Source organism: Cupriavidus sp. FW305-46, from assembly GCF_058787075.1.
Genome location: NZ_JBYSZI010000070.1, coordinates 1 through 22,037 on the forward strand (window position 1 = coordinate 1; position 22,037 = coordinate 22,037).

At 63.4% G+C, this 22,037-nt stretch carries 20 protein-coding genes; 7 read left to right on the forward strand and 13 right to left on the reverse strand.

Annotated features, from left to right (window positions below):
* Positions 1-1,841 precede the first annotated feature (1,841 nt).
* A complete protein-coding gene (gene ilvB, locus AC3WON_RS26560) occupies positions 1,842-3,620 on the forward strand; it encodes a biosynthetic-type acetolactate synthase large subunit (RefSeq protein ID WP_492353074.1) in 1,779 nt (592 codons plus the stop codon).
* A 58-nt stretch (positions 3,621-3,678) separates the two neighbouring features.
* Here ilvB and AC3WON_RS26565 read toward each other — a convergent pair whose 3' ends face one another.
* The 4 genes from AC3WON_RS26565 to AC3WON_RS26580 form a co-directional block, all read right to left on the reverse strand.
* Complete coding sequence (locus tag AC3WON_RS26565; RefSeq protein ID WP_492321121.1) at positions 3,679-4,812, reverse strand: alpha/beta hydrolase family protein; 1,134 nt, start codon at positions 4,810-4,812, stop codon at positions 3,679-3,681.
* Positions 4,813-4,827: 15 nt separating this feature from the next.
* Positions 4,828-5,385 (reverse strand): VOC family protein, encoded by a 558-nt coding sequence (locus AC3WON_RS26570; protein WP_492353075.1) that lies wholly within the window; start codon positions 5,383-5,385, stop codon positions 4,828-4,830.
* Between the two features lie 175 nt (positions 5,386-5,560).
* Positions 5,561-6,598 carry a porin gene (locus tag AC3WON_RS26575; RefSeq protein WP_492321123.1) on the reverse strand — a complete coding sequence of 346 codons (1,038 nt, stop codon included), beginning with the start codon at positions 6,596-6,598 and terminating at the stop codon, positions 5,561-5,563.
* A 150-nt stretch (positions 6,599-6,748) separates the two neighbouring features.
* On the reverse strand, positions 6,749-7,687 hold the full coding sequence (locus AC3WON_RS26580) for a fumarylacetoacetate hydrolase family protein (protein ID WP_492353076.1): 939 nt from the start codon (positions 7,685-7,687) through the stop codon (positions 6,749-6,751).
* A 341-nt stretch (positions 7,688-8,028) separates the two neighbouring features.
* Between AC3WON_RS26580 and AC3WON_RS26585 the strand changes: the two genes are divergently transcribed.
* The 5 genes from AC3WON_RS26585 to AC3WON_RS26605 all read left to right on the forward strand — a co-directional run bounded on the left by AC3WON_RS26585 (position 8,029) and on the right by AC3WON_RS26605 (position 12,443).
* Entirely contained in the window at positions 8,029-8,589 is a 561-nt protein-coding gene (locus AC3WON_RS26585) for a cupin domain-containing protein (protein ID WP_492321125.1), read from the forward strand.
* 181 nt (positions 8,590-8,770) lie between these two features.
* Positions 8,771-10,006: an acetamidase/formamidase family protein gene (locus AC3WON_RS26590; protein ID WP_492321126.1), complete on the forward strand. Its 1,236-nt coding sequence runs from the start codon at positions 8,771-8,773 to the stop codon at positions 10,004-10,006.
* 23 nt (positions 10,007-10,029) lie between these two features.
* Positions 10,030-11,286, forward strand: coding sequence for an MFS transporter (locus tag AC3WON_RS26595; protein WP_492353077.1), 1,257 nt, complete (start codon positions 10,030-10,032; stop codon positions 11,284-11,286).
* Positions 11,287-11,321: 35 nt separating this feature from the next.
* The gene (locus AC3WON_RS26600; RefSeq protein WP_492321127.1) at positions 11,322-11,792 is read left to right on the forward strand and encodes a GlcG/HbpS family heme-binding protein; all 471 of its coding nucleotides are present in this window, start codon (positions 11,322-11,324) and stop codon (positions 11,790-11,792) included.
* A 30-nt stretch (positions 11,793-11,822) separates the two neighbouring features.
* Positions 11,823-12,443 (forward strand): glutathione S-transferase family protein, encoded by a 621-nt coding sequence (locus tag AC3WON_RS26605; RefSeq protein WP_492353078.1) that lies wholly within the window; start codon positions 11,823-11,825, stop codon positions 12,441-12,443.
* A 76-nt stretch (positions 12,444-12,519) separates the two neighbouring features.
* Here AC3WON_RS26605 and AC3WON_RS26610 read toward each other — a convergent pair whose 3' ends face one another.
* From AC3WON_RS26610 to AC3WON_RS26640, 7 genes are all read right to left on the reverse strand, one after another.
* A complete protein-coding gene (locus tag AC3WON_RS26610; protein ID WP_492321129.1) occupies positions 12,520-13,374 on the reverse strand; it encodes a helix-turn-helix domain-containing protein in 855 nt (284 codons plus the stop codon).
* A gap of 95 nt (positions 13,375-13,469) precedes the next feature.
* Positions 13,470-13,970 (reverse strand): ribonuclease E activity regulator RraA, encoded by a 501-nt coding sequence (rraA, locus tag AC3WON_RS26615; RefSeq protein ID WP_492321130.1) that lies wholly within the window; start codon positions 13,968-13,970, stop codon positions 13,470-13,472.
* A 78-nt stretch (positions 13,971-14,048) separates the two neighbouring features.
* A complete protein-coding gene (locus tag AC3WON_RS26620; protein WP_492353079.1) occupies positions 14,049-15,032 on the reverse strand; it encodes a Bug family tripartite tricarboxylate transporter substrate binding protein in 984 nt (327 codons plus the stop codon).
* 204 nt (positions 15,033-15,236) lie between these two features.
* Positions 15,237-15,719 (reverse strand): Lrp/AsnC family transcriptional regulator, encoded by a 483-nt coding sequence (locus AC3WON_RS26625; RefSeq protein ID WP_492321132.1) that lies wholly within the window; start codon positions 15,717-15,719, stop codon positions 15,237-15,239.
* The gene (locus AC3WON_RS26630) at positions 15,716-16,918 is read right to left on the reverse strand and encodes a CaiB/BaiF CoA transferase family protein (protein ID WP_492353080.1); all 1,203 of its coding nucleotides are present in this window, start codon (positions 16,916-16,918) and stop codon (positions 15,716-15,718) included. Before AC3WON_RS26630 ends, AC3WON_RS26625 begins: the two co-directional genes overlap by 4 nt.
* Positions 16,915-17,709, reverse strand: a complete 795-nt coding sequence (locus AC3WON_RS26635) for a citryl-CoA lyase (RefSeq protein WP_492321134.1) — start codon at positions 17,707-17,709, stop codon at positions 16,915-16,917. The genes AC3WON_RS26630 and AC3WON_RS26635 overlap by 4 nt, the downstream gene beginning before the upstream one ends.
* 29 nt (positions 17,710-17,738) lie before the next feature.
* Positions 17,739-19,088, reverse strand: coding sequence for an MFS transporter (locus AC3WON_RS26640; RefSeq protein WP_492321135.1), 1,350 nt, complete (start codon positions 19,086-19,088; stop codon positions 17,739-17,741).
* 361 nt (positions 19,089-19,449) lie between these two features.
* On the opposite strand from AC3WON_RS26640, the gene AC3WON_RS26645 reads away from it, so the two are divergent.
* Positions 19,450-20,121, forward strand: coding sequence for a GntR family transcriptional regulator (locus AC3WON_RS26645; RefSeq protein ID WP_492321136.1), 672 nt, complete (start codon positions 19,450-19,452; stop codon positions 20,119-20,121).
* Positions 20,122-20,301: 180 nt separating this feature from the next.
* Here AC3WON_RS26645 and AC3WON_RS26650 read toward each other — a convergent pair whose 3' ends face one another.
* Positions 20,302-21,168: an HTD2 family dehydratase gene (locus AC3WON_RS26650; protein ID WP_492321137.1), complete on the reverse strand. Its 867-nt coding sequence runs from the start codon at positions 21,166-21,168 to the stop codon at positions 20,302-20,304.
* A gap of 42 nt (positions 21,169-21,210) precedes the next feature.
* Complete coding sequence (locus AC3WON_RS26655) at positions 21,211-22,035, reverse strand: HpcH/HpaI aldolase/citrate lyase family protein (protein WP_492353081.1); 825 nt, start codon at positions 22,033-22,035, stop codon at positions 21,211-21,213.
* Between the last annotated feature and the right edge of the window lie 2 nt (positions 22,036-22,037).

A 22,037-nucleotide genomic window follows, 5' to 3' on the forward strand; every position in this document is an offset into this window, starting at 1 on the left:
GGATTGAGGGGGGAGGGGCTTGGGGGGCTGGTGAGATGTTGTCTCAGTTTGAACCGCCTGGTTCCGCCCTCTTGGGCGGGTCACTTTTTGTCCGAGCGACAAAAAGTAACCAAAAAACGCGTCGCCTATGCGGCTGGCAACCAATTTCACGGCGTTTGTAGTTCGAGCGGTGGTGCTTTCCGTTTGGGCGTGGTTGCCCGTTCGACCCTGCTAACGCCATGTGAGTTAGTGACAGCGTCTGCGTTAACCCACTATTGAACGATCCCCATGCAGGGCGTAGGCCGCCTGCTGCCGACCATATCGCGGGGACGCCTACGGCTGCTACGCCGGCTCAAAATGCGCTGACGGTGGCAGAGGGACGGCCACCTCCTGATTTGCGCCTTGGGCCCAGCATCACGACAGCGCCGTGCGAGCGCAGCGACGCACTCCGTGCCAGAGCACCCGATCTACGATACTGAGTGCGCGCAGCGCAGCCGAAGGCGTCCTACCGATGACCTGATTAGCAGGCTGCCAATAGCCTAAAGTCGGGTTCGTCCAATAGTCCGTCGACGTAGGCACCAGACAGGGAGCGTAGCTGGGTCGAACGGGCAACCCCGCAAAACGGCAACCACCGCCGCCCATATGACCAACGCCGCGGAATTTATTGCCAGCCGCACAGGCGACGCGTTTTTTGGTTACTTTTTGTCGCTCGGACAAAAAGTGACCCGCCCAGGAGGGCGGAACCAGGCGGTTCAAACTGAGACAACATCTCACCAGCACCACAAATCCGCCGAAGTACCTTGTGAATGCCATCAAGGCATTGCCTGTAAACCGTGATGCGTGCCTTCGCCAAGGCGTGGAGCTCACCGCTCTGTGGAGTCAACTGTTACGCTTGACTTAGCGTATCGATCCTTCACAATCTGCTCCTTGATTGTGAACGGCAGGGTTCTCTAGACTGGCTGGACTCCTGATCAACAGGAGTCGGGTGTGAGAACCCGGTTCACGTTACAGCGGACGCTCGCGTAAGCGGCAATTTTCGAGTCCGTTGCGCTTTTGTGCGCCTTCACTTTACGGCGGGCCGGGCGGGGCCAGCTTCGGCTGGACCGGGTAACGTCCGGTTTTCTCACCCCCGTCGTCGGGCCCGCCACCTCAAGTGAGAATGAGCGGCGGGCCTCCACTTCTACGTTACAGAGGTCAGCAATGTACCAGTCCAACATCGAACCCGACACCTTCACCCCACCCCGACTCGATGATTCCCTTTCGCGGTTCAGCCCCGAAACCCGCCGTGCAGCGCGTGAGGACGCGCTACCTGTTCCTCGGCAACTCTTGCTATTGAATCTGTTGGATCAAGCCGATGCGGTTGCGCGAGGCACGGCCTGTGTACTGACGTTGGTTACGCACAGCGAATGCGACGCAGAAGAGGGGAGCGTAGCCCTGCAGCCGGCTACGTTGGATGCCTTGCGAGGGCTCTGCCGGGCCTCCCTTGGATTGCTGGCTGACAGGGTAGAAGCAGTCGCGGAGGGAATTGAGGAAGCGATGGTCGGGTAGCCAATCGCAGTCGGTCGCTGATTCACTGAGATGGCAGGCGCCGGCCATGCTCAGGGAATCAGCTGACTAGAATGCTCCGGGCACGGCGGTTGCGGCCTGGACGGTTCGGGCATGGCGCGGTAGACGACAAGTAGTTTGTTGCATTTGCCCTGTCGGCGGAAGATTCGCGCAGTGCCGACACCAGCTGCGGCACGATCCACTGCGGGCGCCAGTGCCGGAGGCCAAGTTCGGCAGCCCATGCGGCCGGTCTGTTCCTAGAATTCTTCCTTCACGTCTGCGCCATCGGCGGACAGTATCGAGAAGAGAGTCAATTCATGAACATGCCGACCCCGGAGTTCCGCAATACCCCCGCCACGCCCAATGCAAACGCCCCGCGAGTCCTGCGCGGCGCAGAGATGATCGTCGAAGCGCTGCTCGCGGAGGGCGTGCGCACAGTATGGGGCTATCCGGGTGGGGCAGTGCTGCCGATCTACGACGCCATCGCCGGCCAGTCCGCACTGCAGCACCTGCTGGTGCGCCACGAGCAGGCAGCCGTGCACGCCGCCGACGGCTATGCCCGCGCCACCGGTGAGGTGGGCGTGGCACTGGTGACGTCCGGCCCGGGCGTGACCAATGCGGTCACTGGCATCGCCACCGCGTATTTCGATTCGATCCCATTGGTGGTGCTGTCGGGGAACGTGCCGACGTCAATGATCGGCGAAGACGCCTTCCAGGAATGTGACGCGGTCGGCATCACCCGGCCCATCGTCAAGCACAACTTCCTCGTGGCCGATGTCGGCAGCCTGGCAGTCACCTTGAAGAAGGCCTTCCATCTCGCCCGCACGGGGCGTCCGGGGCCGGTGCTGGTCGATATCCCGAAGGACGTCGCGCTCGCCAGCGCGCCATTCCACTACCCGGACAAGGTCGAAATCCGCTCCTACCGGCCCGCGGTGGAAGGCCATGATGGCCAGATCCGGCACGCTGCCCAGTTGCTGCGCGAAGCACGGCGGCCCTACCTGTACGTGGGCGGCGGGGCGGTGACGGCAGGCGCCACCGCGGCGCTGCGGGAACTGGCAGCGCTCGCCGATGTGCCTGTCACCACCACCCTCATGGCACTCGGCGCTTTCCCCGCCGCCGATTCGCGCTACCTCGGCATGCCGGGCATGCACGGCACCTATGAGGCCAACCGGGCCATGCAGGAATGCGACGTGCTGCTCGCCGTCGGCGCGCGCTTCGACGACCGGGTGATCGGTGATGTCGCCGACTTCTGCGCGACGCCGCGGCAGATCATTCATATCGACATCGACCCCGCGAGCATCGGCAAGCGCGTGCGCCCGACCGTGCCGATCGTCGGCGATGCGCGCCGGGTGCTGGACAAGCTGGTCGCCATGCTGCGCGAAGCGCGAACGCCGCTGGCCGACCATGCCGACTGGTGGCAGCGCATCGACGGCTGGCGGGCACGCCAGTGCCTGGCCTATGCGCGCGACGGCCTGCGCATCAAGCCGCAGTACGTGATCGAGACCCTGAGCCGGCTGGCGGGCGCCGACGCCATCATCTGCTCCGACGTCGGCCAGCATCAGATGTGGGCCGCCCAGCACTACCGCTTCACGCAGCCGCGCCGCTGGATCAATTCGGGCGGGCTGGGCACGATGGGCGTGGGCCTGCCCTATGCGATGGGTGTCAAGCATGCGTTCCCGGAGCGCGACGTCATCGCCATCACCGGTGACGGCTCGATCCAGATGTGCATCCAGGAGTTGTCTACGTGCAAACAGTACGATCTGCCGGTCAAGATCGTCTCGCTGAACAATGGCTACCTGGGCATGGTGCGCCAGCTGCAGCACGTCGAATATGAGCGGCGCTACTCGCAGTCATACATGGAAGCGCTGCCCGACTTCCCGGCGCTGGCACGGGCCTATGGCCACGTCGGCCTGTCAGTGACGACCGAGGCCGAGGTGGAGCCGGCCCTGCGCGAGGCGTTGGCGCAGAAGACGCGCACCGTCTTCGTCGACATCCACGTCGACGGCAGCGAGAACGTCTGGCCGATGATCCCCGGCGGGCGCGGCATTGGTGAGATGCTGCTGGGCGAAAGCGCATTGGCCGAAGCCTCGCGTTGAGAGGGGAGGCGGCTCGGGCACAGCTCAGAGCCGACCTCTTCCCCGCGCAGGCGGGGACTCAGTGAACGTTCCTGCCGATCCAGTCGACAATCGAATTTGCACCGTATTCGACCAGTTCAGTCTGCCCGACCAGATAATGGTTGCCACGCGCCAGGTTCACCGTCGAGATACGTCCCTCGGCTGAAGCCTGCCATGCATCTCGCGTGCTCGGGAAAGTGGAGGCATCGGCGGTGTGCACGAGCAGCAGCACCGGCACGCTGGTCTGCTTGAGGTTGGCCGGGCCCAGGGCACGGGATTTCGATGAGAACTGTGACATGAACGCCCGCAGACTCGTCACCCTGCCGAATGCGTTGGCAGCAAAGTTCACGGTGCGTGGATCGCCCCACACGCTGCCCCATTTGCGATCGTTGCTATCCAGGCCCAGGTCGATCATGCGCGGATCGGAATGGGTTCGGTGAATGACGAAGATGCGATCTGCCGGCCCGTTCGGTCGCCTCGTGAGTGCCGCGATCTCGTCCTCTACCCAGCTTTCGATCCGCGCGCGGCGCGCAAGCTGTGCTGCGCGGAACGTGGCGATGAACTGCGGTGTAAAGGGCGGCTGGATCGGACCGTCGTAGATGTCCAGTTCCAGGTTGGTTGCAAACAGGTCGTTCTCGTTCGTTACCGCGGGGTCGACCCATTCGGCGAAAATTTCTGCGCGCCCCGGGTGCGCGGCGCTAAGGACAATGCCGTCAGCCGGAGGCAGGTCATTCCTGGTGACCCCGGTCGGGCCACCTTCGATGAACTCATGCACGGTCAGGTTTTCCGATTCCGCTTGATAGAACGCTGCGAGAGCGCCGCCACCGGAACTGCCGATCAGGATAACCTTCTGGTAGCCCCGATCGCGCAAATACCGAATACCGGCACCGAGGTCAAGGATGACGCGCTCCATCTGCAACAGGGCATCGTTGCCCGCGTAGCGGGAGTTGAGTGCCAGGCATGGCACATTCATCGCGGCCAGCGGCCCAACGAAATAGTGCCCCATGTAGTTGGACGTCGGATGCATGATCAGGGCCGCGGTCTTGGGATTTCCGGTGGCCGGGCGCCCCAGTACGCCGTAGATTCTGGGCCGCAGGTTCTGGAGGCCAGACTGGCTTTCCATCACGACTCCAGGTCGCACATCGATCGCGACGTGTTCAAAAAGGACGTTCATGCTCTGCTTCCTTGATTAAATGCTTGGCTTGGGCACGTCAGGAACTGCGAGATCTCCCGAACGATGGATGCCGATGTCGGGCGCGCGGCGTGTCTGGCTCCACTCATCAAGCAGCGCCTTCGATCTGCTGCGTAGTTGCTCGGACATCTCCTCACTCAGTGAATCGCAGGTGATTTCAACGCGATGTCCGCTCGGATCGCGGAAATAGATCGATTTGAAAATACCGTGATCGGTAATCCCGATCACGGCGATGCCTGCGCTCTCCAGCGCTTCCTTGAAGCTGCTGACTTCTTCGACGCTGGGTACCTGCAACGCAATGTGCTGGACCCAGTCCGGAGTATTCGGATCGAACCCCATCTCCGCAGCCTCGGACAGCTCGAAGAAGGCCAGATAGGATCCGGGGCTGACGCGCAGGAACACATGTATGTGCGGGTCGAACCTGCCGGTCGACGGAACGTAGTTTTCCGCAACGGCGAAGGCGAAGTCGAGGCCGAGTAGTTGCGTATAGAAGTCGACCGTCTTGCTGGCATCGGCACAGCGATAGGCCACGTGTGAAAAGCGCTGAATAGGCATGAGGTCTCCTGAAAATGGCGGCGCTCGGAACCTCTCGACGGTGCCCGCCGCGCGTTCGCGCGCTTATAGGTTGGTTGGGGGGCTGATCTCAGAACAGCGGGCACCTCGCCGGTGCCAGGAAGCCCGCGCCGACGATCGGCAGGCTTCCCGGCCGGCAGGCTGCGCCGCCGTGCGGTCAGAACTTGTGGCGCAATCCGACGCCAAAAGTGTTCCCGGTGGCGGCGGTAGTCAGTTTGTCGTAGAGATAGTTGGCATAGACGTCGGTGCGCTTGGAGAAGTTGTAGGTATAGCCAATGCCCGCGGTGGCTCGGTTGAAGTCATCCAGGGTTCTGCGATCGTTCTTCGTCCACACGTAGCTGGCGTTGATCTGGCCGGGTCCGAGCGGGGCCGAGATACCGGCCTGATAGGTATATGTGCGCAGCTCGGACCGACCGTTCTTGGTCATGTTGAAGGTGCCGAACAGCTTGAGCACCTTGAAGTCGTAGGAAGCTCCGGCGAACAGTAGTTTCTGGCTGGGTTCGAGCGCCGTGATGGCTGGTCCCACTTTGGTGTGATTGCCGCCAACGGCCACATCGAGTGCGCCGCGCTGGTATCGGATGAATCCGCCCAGATTGTTGGTGCCATTGTTGTTGGCCGCCTCGCCCAGCCCGTACATGACCTGGACGCTGAAGCCGGCCATGGTTGGCGAGATGTAGCGCGCCGAGTTGCTCCAGCCGGTATCTCCATGAATCAGCCGCCCGAAAGAGGGGATCCAGTTCTGGACATTGAGCGGTGAGAAGCGCGTTGAGCCGGCGAAGGGATTGAATTGCCCCGTCAGATAGAGCATGGGCGTGGAATTTCTGCCGAGCCTGAGTTCACCGAACTTGTTTGAAGAAAGGCCGACATAGGCATTGCGTGCAAAGAGGGAGTCGGTCGGGTTTCGACCGGCCTCGCCTGTGTCGGAGCGGAAGAAGCTCTCAATGGCAAACACGGTGCTCAGGCCGCCGCCAAGATCCTCTTCTCCGCCCATGCCCCAGAAGGGGGTGGTCCCGCCGCCGTTATCGAGCTGCCATGTGCTTGCAGCCGCGCCGCTAGGCTTGACGCTGCCGACATAGTTATCGATCAGTCCGTAGAGCCGGACGCCGCCATTGGCATGTGCTGTGGCGGAGGCACCCAGGCAGGCTAGCAATGCAATGGTCAACTGGCTCTTGATGCAACGACTTGCTTTCAACATCTTCTCCTCTCTCTCTCTTGTTATAAATGCGAAGCGCACACAGACCCCGAAGCGCCGAGTTCGCTTCGGGCAACGGGTTCCATGCATCGTGGGGAATCAGGTGGCCGTTTGCGGACCCGGGTATCGCTCGTTAGTGCCTGTTTCTCGCTGCTACTGCGTACCACCGTGAAAGGACTCGTCACGAACTACCGGGTTGCGCAGGATCCCCAGTCCGTCGATCTCCACCTCGACCTGGTCGCCCGGCCGCATGTGTACAAGGCCGGGCACCTTGAACAGGCCGTATTGACGGGACATATCCCGGCCTTCGACGTCGTCCGGCTGCGGTTTGAGTGCGCCGGGCGTACCCATCGCAATCAGGTCGCCAGGCCGCAGGTTGTAGCCCTGGCTCAGGTAGCTGATCACCCTGGCGACGTCAATCAGCATGTCGTCGAGCGGCGCGCGTTGGCGCACGACACCATTGATCCGGGTCAGCACCGTGTGTTTTGCCGGATCGCCGAACTCGTCGCTGGTCATCAGCCACGGCCCGTACGATCCCGATGCTCCGAAGTTCTTGCCGAGGCCGAACTGACGGTTGTGCACCTGATACTCGCGGACAGAGCCTTCGTTGAGGCAGGTGTATCCCGCCACGTGCTCCATCGCGCGTTGCACGGGGATGTAGCGTCCGGGCTTGCCGATGATCACGGCCAGCTCACCCTCGTAGTCGAACGCACGCGCGATGGATTCGGGCGGGGCGACGAGCGCTTCGCCCGAGCCGACGTAGGACGCTGGCATCCGCAGGAAGAGATGAGGGTAGTCGGCGTTGGTCTGAAGACCCGTCTCCGCAACATGGCTCTTGAAGTTCAGGGCAAGCGCCCACATGGCATTCGGGCGGTCGAGGAACGGTTTGAGCCTGACCGACGCCAGCGCGCGATCTCCCTGTGCGCCTTGCGCCGCCTCGCGCAGGCGCGCAAGTCCGTGCTCCAGTTCCAGGATCGCGATAAGGCTTGCGGGCAGTTCCGGTGCGATATCGGCAATGGCGACGAAATGCGTCGGGCTGGTGACGACACCAAGCGCGGTGGCGCTGCCTTCCGCATAAGCAATGATCTTCATGTTCGGGTCTGGTTCTTCAGGGTTGAAATCGAAATGAGATAGGCGGATTCACTCTTGTCTCCTCGCTGTTCCTGCACACCTCGTATGGGGTCCCAGCCTAAGCGGCCATCGGCCGATCGACATGACCGGATAGCCCGCAGGTTTTCCCTCCAGTCCGAAAATTTCCTGAACAAGGGGTAAACGCGGCCAGGCGCGCCCTAGACTGCCGTGGCCTCTCATGGCCTGAATTGCGAGATGTCGGGTGCGCCCCTGTGCCGACCAAGAACGAGTCCCTTCCCAGGGGACAGACCCGCTATGCAATTCATTCACTTGCAGAAACATCACATCCGGGAGATGGATCGATGAAGAAGATTCGGCGCGTGGTGACAGGTTTGCTGAACGGAAAGGCGGTGATCGCCTCCGACGTGGAAGTGCCTGAGCTCTTGCTGGCGCTTGCGGGCGGCGTCACTACAGTGCCCCTGTGCGGGGCGGAAACGCCACCTGCAGTCCCCAACGCAGGGGAGTTGGCCCAGGCGCCGAAGTTCTCTCCCCCGCCGGGCGGATATCACTTCTCGGTCTTCAGCGTGCCTCCGATGAGCGAAGTCTTGGCTGCCGAGCCCCCGGCCGACATCGGGAAAGCCAGGGAGGAGATGGAGCGGGAGGTTCCAGGCCTGCTGGAACTGATGGATCCGGACGTGCCAGGCATGCATGCGACCACGTCGATCGATTTCATCGTCGTCCTCAGTGGAGCAATCACGCTCGAGCTCGACAGTGGTGTCGCGACGGTGTTGCACGCGGGAGATACCGTGATTCAGAACGGGGTACGCCACCGTTGGTTGAACCACGGGACGGAGCGGGCCTGGATCGCTGCCGTGGTGCTCGGTACAGAACGCTCGGCCCAGGAAAACCAGCGCCTGGGATAGACGGGGTTCGAGTAACGGTCAACTTGATGCAGCAGGACGCTGAAGCCGGCAGGCGTCAAATTCAGACGATCTGAAAAGCGAAGCGACGCACCGGTTAATGGCTGGCGCGCTCCCGCGATTAATGTATTCATCGACCGCCGACATCGGCAGGATTCGGGAAACCAGAACTGGGGGTAGGCAAATGACTGCAGGGAAGAGCATCACCGGCCGGGCGAATGATTTCGATGACGCCGTTGGCTCGGCTCACGATGAACATCGCCGGTTCGCAGGTGATGGCAGAGCTGATTGCAGCCGGCGTGGCTTGCTCAAGCTGGCTGGTATCGGTGGGGCCTCGATGATCCTGGGCGCGACGGCTCGTGCCGCTCCGGCCAGCGAAGGGGGGCGTGACGGGACGCGCGTTTTTGACCCGAACCGGCATGGCAAGGTTCACACGCTGCCCTCGACGCCGGAGACGGTGCGCTTTGGCGAGATGGATCCCGCGGCGCAGCCGGTGCTGGAGATCGAATCGGGCGACGTGGTTCATTACCCAAACACGTGGACGCATTGGGGCAACGAAGCCAAATTCGGCATGCCCCTGGCCGAGCGCAACGCGATTCGCAAGCGGTATCCCCAGGGCCCTCAATCGATGATCGGGCCAGTGAGTATCAAAGGTGCCGTGCCGGGGGATGTGGTGGAGTGCAGGATGATCCGTTTGCGTCCGATCGACTGGGGCTGGAACTCGGCTGTCAAGGGCATGGGCGCGTTGCCCGGAGATTTCCAGGAGGGGTACTTGCACTATTTCCGCTTCGACGCTGAGCGGCGATTTGCTGAATTCTCTCCCGGCGTACGCATACCGCTGGCGCCGACTCAAGGCACGATCGCGGCTCAGCCGGCGGGCGACAAGCCGACGAGTGCGTTGTTGCTCGGGGCATATGGGGGCAGCATTTCGCTTCCGGCTCTGGTCGAGGGCACGTCGCTGTTTGTGTCGGTGCAGGTGCCCGGCGCAAAAATGTGGACCGGGGACTCGAATGCAGCGCAGGGAGACGGTGTCGTCAACCAGACTGGCATTGAGTCTGCGATGGAAGACCTGCGGATTCAATATGTGCTGCACAAGCGAGTGGCGCTGAGCGCGCCGGTGGCTGAAACGCCGACGCATTGGATCGCGCTCGGATCAGGCGCCACCCTTGAGGAAGCGCTGACAGCAGCCCTGCGCCAGACGATCGGGTGGATCAGCGCGGCAACCGGCCTTTCCAGGCACGATGTTTATGCGCTTTGCAGTATCGACGGTAGTTTCCGGGTGACTCAATACGCAAACCAGACCGAGGGCAACTATCGCTTCCAGTCACCTAAGGTCATTCAAGCCATGTTGCCCAAGCGCATATTCAGCGCGGAGCGGCAGGCGCAGATTTCGCGCTCTCTCCGTCCTGAGGGCTTGTGATCATGGTCTCCCTTCGACAAGACATGGAGGCTGCGCAAGCCGATGTCGTGCCTTTTGAGCCGGACGGCATGCAGCGCCTGCAATGGCACGTCTACATTCTGTGCGGGCTGGTGGCCTTTCTGGATGGTTTCGACACTCAGGCCATCGGGCCCGCCGCCGATGCGATTGCGGCTTCAATCGGTATTGATATCAAGGATTTTGGTCCGGTCTTCAGCGCGTCGCAGATCGGGTTCCTGATCGGCGCCATGATTTTCAGCGCATTGGGAGACCACTTTGGCCGGAAGCGGTTGCTGGTTGCGGGGACGTTGATTATTGCCTTCAGCTCGCTGGGGACCGCACTTGCGGGTTCGTACCATGAACTGGTGGCGATTCGCATCCTGGCCGGGCTCGGCCTTGGCGGGGTGACGCCGCTCTTTATCAGCCTGGCATCGGAATTCACTCCACCTGCGCTACGCGCCCGCGTGGTCACGATGCTATGGGCAGCTGTCCCGATTGGCGGAATGATGGGGTCGTTTACGAGTTCCGTCACGCTTTCCCAGTTTGGGTGGCAGGCGATCTTTTTCCTCGGCGGTGGGGCGCCGCTTTTGCTCGTGCCGGCCCTGGTTTTCCTGCTGCCGGAGTCTCGGGAGATTCGACGCGGTTCAAGCGACCATGGCGCCCCCCGATTGCGCGTTTCGCCGATCGGGGCGCTGTTCGGCGAAGGGCGCGGCGTTGCCACGCTGTGGTTGTGGCTTGCGTCCTGGATGATCTGGATGTTGCTCGTCGTCGTCGGTGTCTGGACCCCGTCATTGCTGCAACGGGCCGGCTGGACCATACCCATGGCCGCGTTGATGCTTGGATTGCTGAATGCGGGCGGTGTCGCCGGAACATTCCTGATTGGCGCCGGGCTCAGATACGTTCCTCCGCAACGGGCGCTGATGCTGGCGCTGATCGCCGCGGCCGCATCGCTGGTGATACTGGGCACCTTCGCGCACAGTTTTGCCGTGGTTGCAGTCGCGGCAAGCCTTGCGGGTTTCTTTTCCTCCGCGGCGGGCGGTTGTTTGCTGGCGCTGTCGGCAAGCCTCTATCCGGAACGCGTCCGTGCCACGGGTGTGGGCTGGTCCCTGGGTTTCGGGAAGACGGGAGCGGTGCTTGGTCCGGTTTGCGTCGGGCTGCTGCTTGGATTCCAGTGGTCCACGGCCAGCATCTATTCGGCTATCGCCCTGCCAGGCTTACTGGCCGCCGTTCTGGTCTTCCTCCTGAGCCGAACCTCAACCTTCCGCGCTGCAATCAAGCAGTGAGAAGAATTTGTCACCTCGAAACAATGGAAATGCCAATGTCTACGGAAAGTTCGAACGCCAATAGCCTCGCCCTGATCAGCTACAAGCAAGCCAGGCAGGCGCTTGATGCGGCAGTGCGGCTCGCGGAAGAACATGGCACCGCGCTGAGCTTTGTGATTGTCGACAGCGCCGGACATCTTGTTGCTGCCGCGCGGATGGATGGTGCCCCCTTTATCACCATGGAAGTCGCGCGCGGAAAGGCTTTCGCTTGCGTGGCAACCGGCGGGCAGTCGGGCAGGGCGCTGCGCCAGCGTTATGTCGACCATCCCATGGTGTGGGGCAATATCTCGTCGTTGGGATATGGGGCACCGTTGCTTCCTGCCATCGGTTCACTGCCGGTCTGGATGGATGGGAAGCTGATCGGGGCCATGGGGACCAGCGGTGGCGCAGCCGAGATCGAAGAAGAGATGCTGACCAAAGCCATCGCATCGATTGGTGGATCCGTTGTCGCAGCGACAGCGATCTGAGGTCGAACTCCAGCCGATAAGGAAGCATTCATGCTGACAATCTGGGGGCACCTGGGCTCACCCAACGTGCAGAAGGTCATCTGGGCCTGCGAGGAGCTCGGGGCCCGCTATGTCCTGAAGGAGGTCGGGGGACCGTTCGGAGGAACGGACTCTCCCGATTACCTGGCCAGGAATCCGAATGGCCGCGTGCCAACGATAGAGGACGATGGCTTTGCCTTGTGGGAATCCCACGCGATCCTTCGATATCTGGCCGCCAGGGACCCTGACAAGCGACTGACCTCCGACGATTTGCGGGTTCGCGCGTCCATCGATCAATGGATGGACTGGCAATGCGCGCATCTGTGGCCTGCGATTCGCTCCCTTGTCGTACTTGTCATCAAGCCGAGAAGCACGATGCCCTCCCCGGAGGAGATCGAAGCTGCACGGTCGGGAATCATTCCGCTGCTCCGCTTGCTGGATAGCGCGCTTGGGCAGCGCGGCTATATCGCCGGCGATACTTTCACCATAGCCGACATCGCCATGGCCATTAGCTACAACATCTGGAAGATCATGGAGCCGAACTGCGCTGACTTTCCTGCCTTGGAAGCGTGGTACGCGCGGATCAACACGCGGGCCGCCTTCAAGCCGATGAGCGGAAAGAGACGCGTTTAGCTACGGGCAGCGGCGGCACTTCTTCTTTGTGCCCGCCGTCGCCTCTTCCCGCCCATCTCCACTGTCTTGCTTGCCCTTACTGCCGTTCCAGGAAAGCAAGGTTGGTCGCGCGTCGGCGGAACTCGCTCGGTGACAACGCCATGTGCCTGGTGAAGAAGCGCGTAAAGTTGCTATGGGTACCAAAGCCGAGTTCGTCGGCCAGGTCGATCAGCGGCCTGTCCGTGGTGGCAAGCCAGCGCGTTGCAAAGCCCAGACGCAGGCTGTCGATGTAGTGCCGAGGCGAGACACCGACGCAACGGCTGAACTGCGCAAAGAAATGTGAACGGGAAATACCTGCGGATCGGGTAATTTCGCTGACCTTCGGATTCTCCGTCGCATGTTCGTGGATATAGGCTATCGCCTTCCTGATCCGGTGATCGGTCGGACGCGTGTTCCTTAGCGTCCTGCCATCCGCATCGAGCTTCCCATACTGCCGCACGACAGTACCCACGAGCGCCTTCAGGCGCTCCTCGCATAGCCCTGGCGACTCCAGCGACCGCGTTGAGATCGCGGCCACAAGCAGGTTCACTTTTGCCCGCAGCTCGTCGACAAGCGGTGCTTGTGGATTGGGGAACAGATGGTCCAGGTGCGGCGCAGCATCCTCGAACTCGTTCGCCAACCAGGATGGGTTCAGGAAGAGCGACAGAATCGTGGTCGGGCCGCGATCGCTGGGATGCTTCGCGTGCACCACCCATGGATTGAGCAAGACCACGGAGCTATCGTTCACCTCCAGCGCGGTGGATTCCAACTGTAACGTCGTATCCGCGCCGCTGAGCTTGAAGATGACGTTGAATTCACGATGTGCGTGCTCGACAATCGCTTGCTCAGTCGTGTTGATCGTCGCACGCCCGAAATCGCCGTGCAGAATCTGCGCCGGGTGCCTCTCAGCCATCCCTACTCCTTTTGGTCCAGTCAATCACACAGGCCAGTTGATTCAATTTCCCTTGCTTACGATCACCGAATCGACACCCGCATCAGCCCAAGGGATCAGTAGGCTTGCGGCTCCGTTGCCCGGATCGCCTCCGGGCTGATTAGCACGGCATCCGCGTCGCAGTACACCCATTGACCCGGCGTGAACGTGACGCCGCCGAAGGCCAGCGGGACGTCATCCTCGGCGCCGGGCTGCTCGGCCGCATTGCGCAAGGCGGTCGTGCCCAGCGCCTTGACGCCGATGTCGATCGCATTGACGGTCTTGCTGTCGCGAATCACGCCATGAATGACCAGTCCGGCCCAGCCATTGCTTGCCGCCAGTCCGGCCAGCCGGTCGCCAAAGACGCCGATGCGCAGGGAGCCGCCCACATCCACCACCAGGACACGGCCGGCGCCGGGCGCCGAAAGCCGGCGCAAGACGGGCCGGTGATCCTCTTGCACTCGCAAGGTCGCACAGGGGCCGGAAAAATGCTCGCGCAAGCCGAAGCTGCGGAACTGCAGCTGGCAGACAGAGGTTGTGCCGGGGTGTTCGTCGGAAAGATCGCTGGTGGAAAACATGATGAGAGAAGAGTGTGAAGTCAAAGGAATGCGCGCGGCCGCATGACGTACAGTGCCGTCCCTCTTGGCCGCGCCTGCTTAGTTGAGCGTGATGCCGGCCTTTTTCACCACCTCGCCGTATCGTGCGTAGTCCAGGCGGATCTGCTTGCCGAATTCATCCGGGGTGTTGCCGACCGGGGTGATGCCGAGCTCGAGCATCCTGGCCCTGGTTTCCGGCTGCTCAAGCACCTTCCTGATCTCCCGCTGCAAGCGCGTGACCACTGCGGCTGGGGTGCCGGCCGGCGCGAGGATGCCGACCCAGGAATCGACGCTGAAGTTGCTGACCCCGGATTCCATCAGTGTCGGCACTTCGGGAAGCGAGGCGATACGGCGGCCACCAGTGACGGCGATAGCGCGGACCTGGCCGCTCTTCACATACTGGGACACGCTGGCGACGGCGGTGCACAGGACGGGGAGGGAGCCGCCAAGCACATCCGTCAGCGCCTGTGAGCCGCCCTTGTACGCAATGTGCTGCAGGTTGATGCCGGCCTGCTCCTTGAGGAGTTCGCCGGCAAGATGGCAAGTGGTTCCGGTGCCGGAGCTGCCGTATGACAAGCCGGCGCTCTTCCTGGTGGCGGCGTAGGCGACCAGGTCCTTGAAGTCCCTGGCCGGCACCGAAGGGCTCGTCACGAAGATCAGGGTGGCGTCACCGACCTTGGTGATGGGTGCAAAGTCGGTCAGCACATTGAAGCGCGGTTTCGTGATGTGCGTGCCGGTCACGAGCGCGCCGTCGAAGCCGAGCAACAGGGTGTAGCCGTCGGCGTTCGACCTGGCCACCGCTTCCGCGCCGATATTGCCGGACGCACCGGGCCGGTTGTCGACGATCACGGACTGGCCCAGGGATTGCCCCAATTTGTCCGCTACCAGCCGCGCGGTGGCGTCGGTGACGCCACCCGGCACGAACGGAACCACCAGCCGTATGGGGCGGGTGGGGTATGCATCGGCGGCGGCCTGGGCGGGCACGCCGGCGAGAATCGCGGCGCTGATTCCTAACAGGCCGAGGCAACTCTTCGGGTAGCGCATTGTGTCTCCTGCCGCTTTGTCATCGGATGTGTTTTCAAACACTTATTTCGGCCATTCTACGGATGGGGGCGAAGCATGATGTGTCGTTCCGGGGCCGAATGCACCGGGTGCACCGGCGAAAATTCCGCGGTGCCGGGCTCGGGCGGCACGATGTGCTGCACTGTGGTGCATGTGTGAGGGGGCAGGCGATTGCCGCTGCAGTCCCTACCTTTGTGCGATGGGCTCCGGCAATGGCAGCGCGGTCTGGTACTTCACCTGCTTGAGCGCGAAACTCGACCGGATGCTGGCCACGCCATCGAGCCGCGTCAGCTTGTCGACGATGAAGTGCTCCAGTGCCTGCACCTCGGAAACCATCACCCGGATCAGGTAATCGGAATCGCCGCTCATCAGATAGCACTCCATGACCTGTGGCAGTGCCGAGACCTCGCGCTCGAACGATTCCAGACCGGCGCGGGTCTGCTTTTCCAGCGTGATCTGGATGAACACGTTGACGTTGAGGCCAAGCTTGCGGGGATCCAGCAGCGTGACGTGCCTGCTGATCAGTCCCGACTGCTTCAGCAGGCGCACACGGGCAAGGCACGGCGACGGCGAGAGATTGACGCGCGCGGCCAGTTCCACATTGGTGAGGCTGGCGTCGCGCTGCAGCTCGGCCAGGATCCTGAGGTCGATTTTGTCGAGATCGATCATGGGCCGTCGCCGCTCCCGGACCTGTGATGGTCGACCACCGCATGCGAGGCGAGAAGCTGCTCGATGCGGGCCTCCGCAATGCCAGCCTCGCGCAGGATTTCGATTGAGTGCTCACCGAACGCCGGCGGGGCGCGGAAGCCGCTGGCGTTGTCCCCGTCGTAGCGGATGGCGCGGTTGGCGGCGCGGACCGGTCCGTAGTCGGGATGGTCGAGCTGATAGAAGATGTCGAGATGGCGTACCTGGGCATCGCTTTCCAGCTCGTCGAGCCGCAGTTCCGGCGCCGCCGGTACGTCGTGTTGTTCCAGGCGTGCCATCCAGGTGTCGCGGTCGGCGCTGGCAAAGACTGCGCTCAGCTCGGCGGCGATGGCGTCATAGCCGTGTACGCGGCTTTGGCGGTCGGGATACGCCTGCGCCAGATCCGGCCGCTCGATGGCGGCGAGCAGGTTCTGCCAGAACTTGTCCGGCGATGACAAGTGCAGCCCGATGCGGCGTCCGCATTTGCACGTGACCAGGTAGGACTGCGACTTCGAGGCGCGGCTGAAGAATTCCGGCGCGCTGCCATAGGCCGACAACTGTCCGAGCGGTTCCGTGGCCAGCGCGATCATCGCCTCCAGCATCGAGACCTCGACCTTCCTGCCGCGTCCGGTGCTGGCGCGCTCGACCAGCGCGCCAAGGATACCGATGCAGGCATAGATGCCGGAGATGGTGTCCGATAGCGGCGGGCCGGGCACGCGTGAATCGGTGCCGCGATGGAACATCGACATCCAGCCGGACAGCGCCTGGCCGACGTTGTCGAAGGCGGGGCGGTGCGCGTAGGGCCCGTCGGCGCCGAAGCCCGTGATCGAGCAATGCACGAGCCGGGGATTGAGCTGGTGCAGGTGTCCGGCGTCCAGGCCCAGCTTGCTTTCGCTGCCGGGGCGCATGTTCAGCAGCAGCACATCCGCGTCCAGCAGCAGCTCCTGCAGCACCTGCCGGCCCTCAGGCGTGGTGAAGTCGAGCACCAGCGAACGCTTGTTGCGGTTGTGCGACTGGAAATGGCCGGCGTACATGCCGCCATCGAAGGTGCGGAACGGGTCGACCACCTTGGGCGACTCGATCTTGATCACCTCGGCCCCGAGCTCGCCCAGCAACTGGGCGGCAAGCGGCGCGGTGATGAAGCGGCCGATCTCGATGACGCGGATTCTCTGCAGGACTTTCATTGCGACTCCTTCGGAACGAGGTGCGACGAAGTCTCTTCCTCGGTGCGCACCCACAACGCATTGGCGATCGGGTGTTCGATTTCCTCGGCCAGATGGCCGAGCAGGCCGACGGCGCGGCTCACCACGGCCAGGCCGCGACACAGCTTCCAGGACAGGCCAAGCTCGGAAGCGATGGCGCCAATCGCCCCGGTGGCGTTCACCGGCAATTTGCCTGGCTTGCCGAAGGCGCGCTCGGCTTCAGCCGAGATCGCCTTCATCAGGGCGACGTAGGGCCCGGCCAGACCGTTTTCCTCGGCGATGGCAAAGAGCGCGACGGCGCGCGGGTCGACCGGCTTGTGTACGGGGTGGCCGATGCCTGGCACCGGCAGGCGTTGCTGCCGATGCTCCTGCACGATGCGCGCGGCCGTCTCCGCCACGTCATAGCTGCTCGCCGAGCCGACGGGACGGACCTGCTGCAGCAGCCGGGCCGCACCTTCGGCGGTGCCGGCGAAGGTCGTGCCCATGCCGCACAGGCCGGCAGCAATGGCGGCCTGCATCGATTCCGGCGCTCCAAGATAGGTCAGGCGGGCCACCATGGCGGAGGGCGTCATGCCGTGCTCGACCAGCACCGCGAGAATGGCGTTGAACACGGTCGACTCGGCCGCGCTCGGCCTTCTGCCGGTGACTTCGAGAAAGGCAAAGTCACCGAGCGCGATCTTGCCCAGCACGTCCTGGCACAGATCCAGGCCGCGCACCGTGATGCGATCGGCCGTGCTCCAGCCCATGTCCGATTGCAGCTTCTGTTCTTCCATCAACTTCTCCGTATTGAATTCTCAGGACACTAGGACTTCGGCGCATCGGCCGACACGATGGCGCGCGGCAACAGCAGGATCAGCAGGCAGCACAGCAGCAGGCATGCACCGAGCACATAGGTGCCGCTGTTCATGTTGCCGGTCACGTTCTTGGCGACATTGGTGATCATGGCGCCGGTGATGCCGGCCAGGCTGCCGACCGAATTGATCATGGCCAGCCCCGCCGCGGCAGCGGCGCCGGTGAGGGCGCGCCCCGCGAAGATCCAGAACAGCGGCGTCACCCCGAGGATCCCTGCCGCGGCGACTGAGATCAGCAGCAGGGACGGGCCCAGCTGTTCGGCGCAGGCCGCGCTCAGGATCAGGCCGATGCCGGCGCAGGCCGCCGGAATCGCGGCGTGCAGGCGGCGTTCGCCGGTTCGATTCGAGTGCATCGCATTGGCCACCAGGACCACGCCCGCGACCACGTAGGGCAGCGCTGAAAGCAGGCCGACGTGATAGACGTTCTTGAGCCCGGTGGCCTGGATGATGGAAGGCAGCCAGAACGACAGGCCGTAGAAGCCCGTGTTCATGGTCAGCAGGATCGCGCACAGCAGCCAGATCACGGGGCTTTTCAGGGCGGCGCCGAAATTGTGGGTCTTGTGCGCGTTTTCCGTGGCGAGGTTGCGCTTGATCAGCGCCTTCTCGTCGGCGTTGAGCCAGCGCGCCTTGTCGACCGAGTCCGTCAGGCAAGCCAGCACCACGATGCCCAGGATCACTGCGGGCAGGCCCTCGACCAGCAGCATCCATTGCCAGCCGCGGTGCCCGAGCGTGTCATGCATGTTCTGCAAGATCCAACCCGATACCGGTCCGCCGATGCAAAGGCTCAGCGGCAGCGCGAACATGAAGCCGGCCAGCACGCGATTCTGCTTGTGCGAGGGAAACCACTGGTTCAGGTAGAGCACCACGCCGGGGAAGAAGCCGGCTTCGCAAACGCCGAGCAGGAAGCGCAGCACATAGAACATGGTTGCCGAGCTGGTGTGGAACACCGCGGCCAGCGGCTCGATATACATCATCGAAACCGAGACGCAACCCCAGCTGATCATGATCCGCGAAATCCAGCGCCGCGCGCCGACCCGGTGCAGGATCAGGTTGCTCGGCATTTCAAAGAGCACATAGCCCCAGAAAAGCATGCTTGCCGCGAGCGCATAGACGTTGTTGCTCAGGTCCAGGTCGCCGAGCATCTGCAGCTTGGCGAAGCCGATATTGACGCGGTCGAGGTACGAGATCACGTAGCAGACAAAGAACAGCGGCACTGTCCGCCAGAACACCTTGTCGTAAGTGCGCTTCTCAAGATCGGGCAAGGTGGCGTCGATCGGGGTTTGCTGAATGCTCACGGCCATTGCAGTCTCCATTCGTTATGGGTCGGGGATGCGTGTGCATCGGCGCCCTGTCGCTTATCGGATGCGCTTTTACGGCGCATGCCAGTTCCACATCCAGCCGTCGTTTTCTTGTTCGACTATTTTGTAGGACAATAGTGTAGCTATCGAGGCGATGCCATGAGGGTTAGTCCTGATCATGCTTGGGGAAGCTCTGGAATCGGCGGTGCTATTTGGCCTCGGAAAGGCGACATATGGGAATGCCGCTGAAGACACTATTGCAGTTTGCTCATCACTTTTGTGAAGAGTGCCCTACCAATATGTAGGACAATAATGTACGAATTGGTGCGGTAAAATCAGCGTAATCGCGAGGAGAGCACCTGAAATGACCAATCCATCCGCCCCGCCACGCAGCACGCTCGAATATGTCGTCGACAGCCTGAGGCAGGCCATCCTGAGCGGGCGCTTCGTGCCGGGCCAGCGCCTCGTCGAAGCCGATCTGACGCGCGAGCTTGGCGTCAGCCGCGGTCCCGTGCGCGAGTCTTTCCGCCGGCTGTCGGCTGAAGGCCTGGTAGAGAGCATTCCGAATCAGACCACGATGGTCAGGCGCTACTCGCACACCGAAATACGGGAGCTGTTCGAGGTGCGCGCGGAGCTTGAGGCACTGGCGGCGCGCCGCGCGGCCGGCCGCATGAACGAGGCATGCGTGCGCGAACGTTTCCTGCAGGCGACCCAGGCGATCTGGGAAGATCACCATGCAATGAGCCCGGCGGCCTACTTCGAGGAGAACAGGCGCTTTCACCAGGCCATCGCCGATGAATGCGGGAATGCGCAACTCACCGATTTCATCGGACGCCTGCAACTGCCGATGCTCATGTTCCAGCTCGGCAATGCCATCCAAGGCGAGGCGCTGCAGGAGTCGGTCAGCGAGCACCGCCTCATCGCCCAGGCCATCGTCAGCGGCGATGCCGACAAGTCTGCCCAACTGATGCGCGAACACCTCAGGCGCGCGAGCGATTTCGTGGACCGCATGCCAGCCGACACCTTCAGGCCCTGAACCAGCTGCCGCCGATTCAGGCTCCGTCAGGCGTCCATGGCCTCAGCCTGCTCGGCCCTGGAAGCTGCAAGAAGGGGTCAACCTAGGGCATGCCTTGACATGCTGTTGTTTCCGGCGCTGCTGGTTTGCACCCCGCTCCCGATCGGAGAGGGGGGACCGGAGAGCAAACCGGCGGCGCTCTTAACCTTCCACTTCCGCCCAACCCTGCATCGCCTGACCGCCGGCATCGTCCCCCGTCCACAGCACCAGCCGGCCAGGCTGCGCCGGATCGGCCGCGCCGCCGACGGTGATGATGTCCTGGTCGAACAGCGGGGCCAGGCCGCGGAAGCCAAAGCGGCGCACGCGCGCCTGCGGTTGCTCGCGCGCCACCAGGTCCAGCATCAGCATGGCCTGCATCGGCCCGTGCACCACCAGGCCGGGGTAGCCCTCGACCTCGCGCGTGTACTGGCGGTCATAGTGGATGCGATGGCCGTTGAAGGTCAGTGCCGAGTAGCGGAACAGCATCACCGGGTCTGCCTGCAGCGTGCGCTGCCACTGCGCGGCCTGCTCCAGGCGCGGGCGCGGCGGCTGCGGCCTGGACGGGTCGGGCATGGCGCGGTAGACGATATCGTGGCGCTCGTTGACCGCGGTCTTGCCGTTGACGGTCAGCTCGTGATCGACGGCGACAAACCACAGCTCGCCGGTGCGCCCGGTCTTGTACTGCACGTCCTTGATGGTGGAGGTGCGCGTGACGGTATCGCCGATATGCAGCGGATGGCTGAAGCTCAGCTCGCTGCCGGCCCACATGCGGCGCGGCAGCGGCACCGGCGGCATGAAGCCGCCGAGGGTGGGATGGCCGTCGCGTCCCAGTTCACGCTGCGGCGCGCGCGGCAGGAAGTAGAGCCAGTGCCACAGCGGCGGCAGCGGGCCGGCGGCGACGGCCTCGGGGTCGAGGTCGAAGGTGGCGGCGAGGCCGATCACCGGTTCCGGCGACAGCGTTTCGGTGCGCGCTTCGCTGCGGCCGATCCAGCCGCGCAGGCGTTCGAGTTCAGGAGTGGCGTCAGTCATGACAATAAGCCTTGTAATGCGTGAAGGTGGTCGGGCGGCCGGTTATTGCGCCAGTGCCAGCAGCCGGCGGGCCTGCTCGATCACGGGCCGGTCGACCATCTTGCCATCGACCTGCACCGCATGGCTGCCGCTGGCGGTAGCTTCCAGCACGCGGCGGGCCCAGTCGAGCTGCTCGGGGCTGGGCAGGAAGCCTGCGCGCGCCGCGCCCAGCTGGGCCGGGTGGATGCAGAGCTTGCCGGCAAAGCCGAGTTCGCGCGCATAGGCAACATCGCTGGCCAGCACGGCTTCGTCTTTCAGTGCGGTGGTCACGCCGTCGACCGGCGGCGGCAGCCCGGCCACGCGTGAGGCCAGCACGATGCGGGCGCGCGCAAAGGCGAGCGCGTCGCGCGTATGGCTGCAGCCCAGGTCGACTGCATAGTCGAGCGAGCCGAAGGCAAGGCGTGCCACGCCGGGGGCCGTGGCCACGGCATCGATCTGATGCAGGCCCAGCGCGGTTTCGATGATCGCGACCAGTTCGCCCTGCGGGTTGATCGCATGCAGGGCCTGCGCGATGGTGGCCAGCGCGGCGGCATCTTCTGCCTTGGGCACCAGCAGGCCGGCCAGCGCGGTGCCCGGCGGCAGCGCGCGCAGCCAGGCCAGGTCGGCGGCAAAGGATGGCGAGGCGCTGTCGTTGAGGCGGACAATGGCGTTGGCCGCGGGCCGCCCGGCCAGCCACTCGGCGATGGCTTCGCGCGCGGCGGGCTTGGCGTCCGGATGGACCGCGTCCTCGAGGTCCAGGATCATCACATCGGGGCCGGCGGCCGCGGCGTTGTCGAAGCGTTCCGGCCGGTCGCCCGGCACGAACAGGTAGGTGACTGCAGTGGTCATGT

Coding starts and splice junctions, on each gene's coding strand:
- ilvB (WP_492353074.1), top strand. CDS start 1,842: ATGAACATGCCGACCCCGGAGTTCCGCAATACCCCCGCCACGCCCAAT.
- AC3WON_RS26565 (WP_492321121.1), bottom strand. CDS start 4,812: ATGAACGTCCTTTTTGAACACGTCGCGATCGATGTGCGACCTGGAGTC.
- AC3WON_RS26570 (WP_492353075.1), bottom strand. CDS start 5,385: ATGCCTATTCAGCGCTTTTCACACGTGGCCTATCGCTGTGCCGATGCC.
- AC3WON_RS26575 (WP_492321123.1), bottom strand. CDS start 6,598: ATGTTGAAAGCAAGTCGTTGCATCAAGAGCCAGTTGACCATTGCATTG.
- AC3WON_RS26580 (WP_492353076.1), bottom strand. CDS start 7,687: ATGAAGATCATTGCTTATGCGGAAGGCAGCGCCACCGCGCTTGGTGTC.
- AC3WON_RS26585 (WP_492321125.1), top strand. CDS start 8,029: ATGAAGAAGATTCGGCGCGTGGTGACAGGTTTGCTGAACGGAAAGGCG.
- AC3WON_RS26590 (WP_492321126.1), top strand. CDS start 8,771: ATGACTGCAGGGAAGAGCATCACCGGCCGGGCGAATGATTTCGATGAC.
- AC3WON_RS26595 (WP_492353077.1), top strand. CDS start 10,030: ATGGAGGCTGCGCAAGCCGATGTCGTGCCTTTTGAGCCGGACGGCATG.
- AC3WON_RS26600 (WP_492321127.1), top strand. CDS start 11,322: ATGTCTACGGAAAGTTCGAACGCCAATAGCCTCGCCCTGATCAGCTAC.
- AC3WON_RS26605 (WP_492353078.1), top strand. CDS start 11,823: ATGCTGACAATCTGGGGGCACCTGGGCTCACCCAACGTGCAGAAGGTC.
- AC3WON_RS26610 (WP_492321129.1), bottom strand. CDS start 13,374: ATGGCTGAGAGGCACCCGGCGCAGATTCTGCACGGCGATTTCGGGCGT.
- rraA (WP_492321130.1), bottom strand. CDS start 13,970: ATGTTTTCCACCAGCGATCTTTCCGACGAACACCCCGGCACAACCTCT.
- AC3WON_RS26620 (WP_492353079.1), bottom strand. CDS start 15,032: ATGCGCTACCCGAAGAGTTGCCTCGGCCTGTTAGGAATCAGCGCCGCG.
- AC3WON_RS26625 (WP_492321132.1), bottom strand. CDS start 15,719: ATGATCGATCTCGACAAAATCGACCTCAGGATCCTGGCCGAGCTGCAG.
- AC3WON_RS26630 (WP_492353080.1), bottom strand. CDS start 16,918: ATGAAAGTCCTGCAGAGAATCCGCGTCATCGAGATCGGCCGCTTCATC.
- AC3WON_RS26635 (WP_492321134.1), bottom strand. CDS start 17,709: ATGGAAGAACAGAAGCTGCAATCGGACATGGGCTGGAGCACGGCCGAT.
- AC3WON_RS26640 (WP_492321135.1), bottom strand. CDS start 19,088: ATGGCCGTGAGCATTCAGCAAACCCCGATCGACGCCACCTTGCCCGAT.
- AC3WON_RS26645 (WP_492321136.1), top strand. CDS start 19,450: ATGACCAATCCATCCGCCCCGCCACGCAGCACGCTCGAATATGTCGTC.
- AC3WON_RS26650 (WP_492321137.1), bottom strand. CDS start 21,168: ATGACTGACGCCACTCCTGAACTCGAACGCCTGCGCGGCTGGATCGGC.
- AC3WON_RS26655 (WP_492353081.1), bottom strand. CDS start 22,035: ATGACCACTGCAGTCACCTACCTGTTCGTGCCGGGCGACCGGCCGGAA.